The following is a 7,325-nucleotide window of genomic DNA, read 5'->3' on the forward strand; positions in this document are numbered from 1 at the left end:
GGCCACGCCGTCGCTGTGTGGTGGTTCAGGTCGTCAGACCGGGACCCTCTCCCCTTCGACCGCCGGAGGCGGCGGCGAGGCCGCGGCCTCGGGGGACTCGTCGTGGCTGAGGTCCGGCAGGCGGTTCAGCCACTTCGGGAAGTACCAGTTGCGCTCGCCGAGGAGGGCCATGACCGCCGGGAGCAGTACACCGCGGATGATCGTCGCGTCGATGAGGACCGCGGCTGCCAGGCCCACGCCCATCTGCTTCATGGACTGCATGGACAGCGTGCCGAAGATCGCGAAGACGGCGACCATGATGACGGCGGCACTGGTGATGACACCGGCCGTCGTGACCACCCCGTGCTGGATGGCGTCCCGGGTCGTCAGCCCCCGCATCCGCGCCTCACGGATTCGCGAGACGACGAACACGTGGTAGTCCATCGAGAGCCCGAAGAGGATCACGAAGAGGAACAGCGGCAGCCAGGTGATGATGGCGCCCACGCCCTCCGCGCCCACCAGGGACGCGCCCCAGCCGTGCTGGAAGACGGCGACCAGGATGCCGTAGGCCGCCCCGACCGAGAGGAGGTTGAGGACGATCGAGGTGATCGCGATCGTCAGCGAGCGGAACGACAGGAGCATCAGCAGGAAGGCGAAGACCACGACGAACGCGAAGACCGGCGCCACCGCGCTGACGAGCTGGTCGTTGAAGTCCTTCGAACCCGCCACCTGACCGGTCACCGGAGCCTCGACCCCGTCGACCTTGCCGAAGGTCGCCGGACGGACCTCGTCGCGGATGATCTCCAGGCTCTTCTCGGCCTTGTCGAGGTTCGATCCGCCCACCAGCGGCACGTACACGAAGGCGACGTTCTGCGCATCGTGCACCTTGACCTCGACCGGACCGCGCGAGGCACCCGAACTGACCGCCCGCTCACGGAAGTCGGCGATCGCGGACTTCACCTCGGCGGAGTTGATGTCGGTGGCCTTGACGACCACCTCGGCCGGGTCGGAACCACCGGGGAAGGCCTCGTTCACCCGCTCGTACGTCGCCACGATCGGCAGCGAGTCGCCGAACTCCTGGTCCAGGGTGAGGTTCTGGGTCTTCATGCCGAGCGCCGGAGCCGCGATGGCCAGCAGCGCGCCCGCCGCGACCACCAGCGAGATCGCCGGCTTGGCCAGCACCACCCGCAGGACGCTCGTCCAGAACCGGCTTCCGTTGTCGCCCGAACGGCCGTTGGCCGAAGTGCCGTTGCCGGAACTGTCGTTGGCGGAACCGCCGTTGGCCTTGCGCCGCTTGTCCGGGTGCAGGAACGGGATGCGCCCCTTCTCGACCCGCGTACCGAGCAGCGAGAGGACCGCGGGAAGCACCGTCACCGAGCCGACCATGGCGACCGCCACGACCATCAGGGAGGCCAGGCCCATCGCCTTGAAGGTGGAGATTCCGGTGAACAGCATGCCCGCCATCGCCACGCACACCGTGACACCGGAGACGATGATGGCGCGACCGCTGGTCGCCGCGGCGATCCGCAGCGCGGTCTCGGGGTCCCTGCCCGCCGCGCGCTCCTCGCGCTCGCGCCGCAGATAGAACAGGCAGTAGTCGACGCCTACCGCCAGGCCGACGAGCAGCATCACGGAGCTCGATGTGTCGTCCATCGGCTGGATGTGGCTGACGAGCATCATCAGGCCCATCGTGGCCACGATGGCGGTGATCGCGAGCAGGACCGGCACCAGGGCCGCCACCAGCGCGCCGAACGCGACCAGCAGGATGCCGAGGGCCACGGGCACGGCGGAGTACTCGGCCTGCTTGAAGTCGTCGCCGAACGCGTCGTCGAACGTCTTGTTCATGCTGGCGCCGCCGATCTCCTCGATCAGCACCGCCCCATGGTCCTTCTGCACCTCCTCGACGGCCTTCAGTACGGGCTCCACCCGGTCGCCCGCCGTCTCCGCCTCGCCGCGCATGTCGAACTGCACGAGGGCGCTGCGGCCGTCCTTGGAGATCGTTTCCGTGTCGTACGGCGAGGTCACGTTGGTCACCTTGCCGGTGCCCTCGACCGCCTTCATCACGGCGTCGACGGCGGCGCGGAACTCGGTGCTCGTCGCCTTGACGCCCGCGTCCCTGGCCTGGACGAGCACGGTCTCCCCGGCCGGCTCGTCGATCCCCGCTTCCTCCGCGATGGCCGCGGCCCGGCCGGTCTCGCCGCTGAGCTGGTCGCTGTCCTTGAGTTCGACCGTGCCCGCCGCAGAGCCGAGCCCCATCGCCAGAACGACGAACAGCACCCAGATTCCGACGGCCGCCCAGCGGTGCCGGGCACTCCAGCCGCCGGCCCGGGCCGCTATGCCCCGTACCCGCGTGTCTCTGTTACCCATGACGGGCTTGCCCCCTCGTCTCCGTCGCCGGCCCCCTGCCGGCACCTTCTGATTCGAAGGTATGGGGCGGATAAGAACCTCTCGTCGTGCTGCCCGGTGAGGTGCGGGGAGCCCGAGTCCTCCCCTCGGACCCCGTGACCTCAGCACTGAGGAGGATGAAAGCCCCTTACATGTAAAGCGGCGCGTAGGGGGTCGTGATCAGGGTGTCCGGTCTGTGCCAGGCCGGGTCCGATCTGCCGGGGAAGATCCTCTTTGGTGTTACGAAAGCTTGTTGAACAAGTCACAGCTGTGTGCGGGGGTTGAACTGAGCGCGCCCATCGGCCAGGGTTTTGAGCCAACCGACCGGTAACTTTCAGTGTCCGGCGGCCCGGAAGCCGCGGCCGTCGTGCCCACCCCCACGGGGCACGACGGCCGCTTTATGGTGTGCGGATGACTCAGGGCATGACGACGTACGCGGCACTGCTGCGCGGGATCAACGTGGGCGGCAGCAGGAAGGTGCCGATGGCCGAACTGCGCACCCTCATGGAGGGCCTCGGGTACGAAAGTGTCAGTACGTACCTGCAGAGCGGGAACGCCGTCTTCTCCAGCGGCCACGGCGACGAGGACACGCTCGCCGCGGAGCTGTCGGGGGCGCTGGAGAAGCACTTCGGCTTCACGGTCGACGTCCTGGTGCGCGATCACGCCTATCTGCGGGCCGTCCTCGACACCTGTCCGTTCCCTGCCGCCGACCTGGAGGCCAAGCAACTGCACGCCACCTACTTCTCCGAGCCGGTCGCCGCCGAGCGCTTCGCGTCGATCGACCAACAGGCCTTCCTGCCCGAGGAGTTCCGCCTCGGCGACCGTGTCCTCTACCTGTACGCCCCCGACGGCCTCGGCCGTTCCAAGCTGGCGGAGAACCTGTCGAAGCCCCGGATGACGAAGGGCGTCATCGCCACCTCCCGGAACTGGAACACCGTCACCAAACTCGTGGAGCTGACCAGTGGCTGACCACGGCCCCGCCGTCGAGGCGGCCATCGAGGGCGAACTGCGCCTCCTCGACCCGGAGATCCGCCGCTCGCCCGAACTCCTCGGGGCGCTGCTGCACCCCGACTTCCACGAGTTCGGCGTCTCCGGGCGGCACTGGGACCGGGCCTCGATCGTCGACGCACTGGCCACGGCGAAGGAACCGGGGACCGGCCCGGGCATCACCTCCCGGGTGACCGGTGTCGAGCTCGCCCCCGACCTGGTCCACCTCACCTTCGACACGGAGCACAACGGCCGTCACGCGCACCGCAGTTCGCTGTGGCGGCGGACGAGGGAGGAATGGCTGCTGTACTTCCACCAGGGAACGCCGTTCAGCCCCGAAGGCTCTCGGGAAGCCTGACCTGCCGGACACCGAGATAGGTCGTGTGCGAGGTGATCTCCGCCGGGACGGTGAGGCGGGGGTCCGCGCACAGCCGCCGGATCTCCTCGGTCGATACGGCTGACGTGGTCGGCAAGGCTGACGTGGTCGACGTGGCTGAGGTGACCGACGTGGCCGTTGCCGCGGCCACCGCGTCCAGCAGCGCGAGATCGTCCGCGGTCACCTCCGGCTCGTCCTTCGCCGCGAGCCCCCACGCGTCCCACGGCAGCACCTCGACCCCGCCGAGCGCCGCGAGATCCCGTACGACGTTGCAGCGTACGAACCACAGGCCCTGCAGGGTGCCCGTGGGGAGGGGGACCCCGAAGGCGTCGGGGTCCGCGTCGCCCGCCCGGCATGCCTGCCAGGCGGTTCCGGCGACGAGGAACTGGTCCCGCGGGACGTCCAGAGGGTCGAAGGGCACGTCGTGCGCCCCGTCGGCCACCTGGGCGTCCGCGAGCCGCCAACTGCCGTCCGGCAGACGGTATTCGGTGACCCAGTGGTCCCCGTGGGTCACGGGGGAGGAGCCGTCCTCGAAGTACGTGGCGAAGCCGCACCGGACGCGTGCGGGGGTGCCCGTCGCCCTCAGGAACGCGCACATCAGCAGCGCGAAGTCCCGGCACGTACCGGCGAACCGCTCGCCCAGTTCCCGGTGTTCGGTCAGCGGCGCCCGTGAGCGCTCGCGCAGGATCCGCAGGATCTCGCTCACGTACCGGGCCTCGGCGTCCTCGCGCCGGCGCTCCTCGGGCATCGCGTACCCGAAGTGCCCGCCCTCCTCGCGGTGGATGAGCAAGTTCCGTACGAGCGCGGCGAGTTCACGCGGGTCGGCGGGCAGATCGGCCGGTACGGCTCCGGGGTCGCTGTACGGGCTCTGCTTGAGGTGGAAGTCGTTGGAGTCCATGCCGCGGAGCGTGGAGTCTGCCCCAGGGGCAAGGTCAAGCGCGGTGGGGCAAGGTCAAGCACCGCCGTGCGAGGTCAACTCAGGGCGTCGAGGCGGGACATGTCCTCCTCGCCGAGCCGTACGGCGGCCGAGCCGAGGTTCTCCTCCAGATGCGCGAGGGAGCCCGTGCCGGGGGTCGGGCAGAGCACGGGGGAGCGGTGCAGCAGCCAGGCCAGGGCGATCTGGCCGGGCGCCACTCCGTGCGCGGCGGCGATGTCCGTGCACACCCGATCCGTGGTCAACGAGCCGTTGCCCAGCGGGAACCAGGGCAGGAACGCGATGCCGTGCGCCTCGCACAGCGTCAGCAGCGGCTCCGAGGCGCGATCGGTGCGGTTGTACCGGTTCTGCACGGACGCGATGTCCGTCAACTCCCGTGCGGCATCGAGCTGTTCGGCCGTCACGGAGTCGAGCCCGATGTGCCGGATCTTGCCCTCCCGGCGCAACTCGTCGAGCGCGCCCAGCTGTTCGGCCATCGGTACGTCCGGGTCCAGCCGGTGCAACTGGTACAGGTCGATCGTGTCGAGACGCAGCCGCCGCAGACTCGCCTCGCACATCGCCCGCAGCCGCTCGGGCCGCCCCTCGATGTGCCAGGCGTCCGGACCGGTGCGTACGACACCGCCCTTCGTGGCGATCACCAGGCCGGCCGGATACGGGTACAGGGCCTCGGCCACGAGCTCCTCGGCGATCGACGGGCCGTAGTTGTCCGCCGTGTCGATCAGCGTGACCCCGCGTTCGACGGCCCGCCGCAGAACGGCCACCGCGTTCCGGGCCTCGCCCCGCGGCCCCCAGTAGCCGGGTCCGGTCAACTGGGCGGTGCCGTAGCCGAGACGGCGTACGGGCAGCCGGCCCGCGAGCTCGAAGATTTCCGGGATCATCGATGGAGCGTACACACACGTCTGTGGCAGGCTCGGACGCATGCGCTACATCATCATCGGAGCAGGGGCTGTGGGCGGGGCCATCGGCGGTCGCCTCGCCGAGTCGGGACACGACGTGGTGCTGGTCGCGCGCGGCGCGCAGTACGAGGCGCTGCGCGAGCGGGGGCTGCGCCTGGTGACGCCCGACGGGCCGCACACCCATCGGCCGCCCGTCGTCGACGGTCCGCACGCGCTCGGTGAACTGGGCGCCGACGACGTGCTCGTACTCGCCGTCAAGACGCAGGACAGCGAGGCGGCGCTGGAGGCGTGGGGGCCCGTGCCGGTCGCGGGCGGGGGCACGGCGGCGGAGCGACTGCCACTGGTCTGCGCGCAGAACGGCGTGGAGAGCCAGCGGCTCGCGCTGCGCCGATTCCGGCGGGTGTACGGGGTGTGCGTGTGGCTGCCCGCCACGTTCGTCGAGCCGGGGGTGGTGTCCGCCGCCGGTACGCCGCTCACCGGGATCCTGCACCTCGGACGCTATCCGCACGGCACCGACGAGACGGTACGGAGCATCGCCGCCGACCTGTCCGCGTCCCGCTTCGAGGCGCCGGTCGTGGCCGATGTGACGCGCTGGCAGTACGCCAAGCTCCTCGGCAACCTCGCCAACTCGATCGAGGCGGTGAGCGGGGTGCTCACGAGTGAGGAGGGCATCGCGCTCTACGGCCGCGTACGTGCCGAGGGCGAGGCCGTGCTCGCCGCGGCGGGCATCCCGTACGCCTCCGAGCAGGAGCAGAAGGAGGCCCGCGCCGACAAGATCCGCTTTGAGCCCTTCGACGGGTCGGAGCGGGGTGCCGGGTCGTCGTGGCAGTCGCTGAACCGTGGCACGGGGACCATCGAGGCGGACTATCTCAACGGGGAGATCGCCCTGCTGGGCCGGCTGCACGGCATACCGACGCCGCTCAACGACCTGCTGCAACGGCTCGCCAACGACTTCGCCCGTGAGCGGCGGGCGGCCGGTTCGATGCCGGTGGACGAGCTCGTACGGCTCGCCGGGGATGCTGTCGCGTTTGTTCAAGAGGGTGCGGGGCCGCGTCCCTAGCGTGGGACGCATGGACAAGAACGCGAACAAGAACGTGGACGAGGGCCTGGACAAGAACTCGGGCCAGGCGAACGCGCCCTACACGATGGAGAGCCTGTACCCGTCGATGGTCGAATGCGCCGCCGAGGCCACACGTGTCGCGCGCGGGGTCACCGCGGCGCAGCTCGCCGGGACCACCCACTGTCCGGGCTGGGACGTCCGGGCTCTGGTCAACCACTGGGTGCTCTACACCTCCCACGGTCTGGAGCACCGGGCGCTGCGCAAGCCGCTGCCCGAGTCACTGACCGAGCGGGACTTCGCTGCGGAGCCCGGCTGGGCTGAGGCGTATGCCGCCCAGCTGGACCGGGCGGTTGCCGTGTGGGGGGATCCGGTGGTCTGGGAGGGGGAGGTGGATTTCGGCGTGGGATCCATGGCGGCTCCTGAGCTGGCCTCGGTGATCGTGAAGGAGATGGCTGTGCACGGGTGGGATGTCGCTGCGGCGACCGGCCAGGAGTACCGCATCTCCGACGCGGCGGCCCGCGTCATCCTGGACGTCGTAGTCACCCACGGCGACCTCTACCGCCAGTACGACGGCTTCGCCCCCGCTGTCCCGGTGCCGTCGGATTCCCCCACCTTCACCCGAGCCGTCGCCATGAGTGGTCGCGACCCGCGTCTGTCCCAGGCGGCCTCCTGAACGGCCTTGTCCTCAAGCGCCGGACGGGCTGGGGG

7 protein-coding genes are annotated in these 7,325 nt (G+C 70.1%); 4 read left to right on the forward strand and 3 right to left on the reverse strand.

Annotated features, from left to right (window positions below; all coding sequences use genetic code 11):
* Positions 1-33: 33 nt before the first annotated feature.
* The gene (locus AOK17_RS32190) at positions 34-2,346 is read right to left on the reverse strand and encodes an MMPL family transporter (protein ID WP_055616102.1); all 2,313 of its coding nucleotides are present in this window, start codon (positions 2,344-2,346) and stop codon (positions 34-36) included.
* Positions 2,347-2,775: 429 nt separating this feature from the next.
* On the opposite strand from AOK17_RS32190, the gene AOK17_RS32195 reads away from it, so the two are divergent.
* Together AOK17_RS32195 and AOK17_RS32200 are read left to right on the forward strand one after the other, a co-directional pair.
* Positions 2,776-3,333, forward strand: a complete 558-nt coding sequence (locus AOK17_RS32195) for a DUF1697 domain-containing protein (RefSeq protein ID WP_055616103.1) — start codon at positions 2,776-2,778, stop codon at positions 3,331-3,333.
* Positions 3,326-3,709: a nuclear transport factor 2 family protein gene (locus tag AOK17_RS32200; protein ID WP_055616104.1), complete on the forward strand. Its 384-nt coding sequence runs from the start codon at positions 3,326-3,328 to the stop codon at positions 3,707-3,709. The genes AOK17_RS32195 and AOK17_RS32200 overlap by 8 nt, the downstream gene beginning before the upstream one ends.
* On the opposite strand, the gene AOK17_RS32205 is transcribed toward AOK17_RS32200, so the two are convergent.
* Positions 3,681-4,625, reverse strand: coding sequence for a transglutaminase-like domain-containing protein (locus AOK17_RS32205; protein ID WP_055616105.1), 945 nt, complete (start codon positions 4,623-4,625; stop codon positions 3,681-3,683). The two genes, AOK17_RS32200 and AOK17_RS32205, sit on opposite strands and share 29 nt — an antisense overlap.
* A gap of 74 nt (positions 4,626-4,699) precedes the next feature.
* Positions 4,700-5,539 carry an aldo/keto reductase gene (locus AOK17_RS32210; protein WP_055616106.1) on the reverse strand — a complete coding sequence of 280 codons (840 nt, stop codon included), beginning with the start codon at positions 5,537-5,539 and terminating at the stop codon, positions 4,700-4,702.
* Positions 5,540-5,579: 40 nt separating this feature from the next.
* On the opposite strand from AOK17_RS32210, the gene AOK17_RS32215 reads away from it, so the two are divergent.
* Positions 5,580-6,617 (forward strand): ketopantoate reductase family protein, encoded by a 1,038-nt coding sequence (locus tag AOK17_RS32215; RefSeq protein WP_055616107.1) that lies wholly within the window; start codon positions 5,580-5,582, stop codon positions 6,615-6,617.
* A gap of 85 nt (positions 6,618-6,702) precedes the next feature.
* Positions 6,703-7,290: a TIGR03086 family metal-binding protein gene (locus AOK17_RS32220; RefSeq protein WP_055616109.1), complete on the forward strand. Its 588-nt coding sequence runs from the start codon at positions 6,703-6,705 to the stop codon at positions 7,288-7,290.
* Positions 7,291-7,325 lie beyond the last annotated feature (35 nt).

The organism is Streptomyces phaeochromogenes, from assembly GCF_001418655.1.
Lineage (GTDB): Bacteria > Actinomycetota > Actinomycetes > Streptomycetales > Streptomycetaceae > Streptomyces > Streptomyces phaeochromogenes.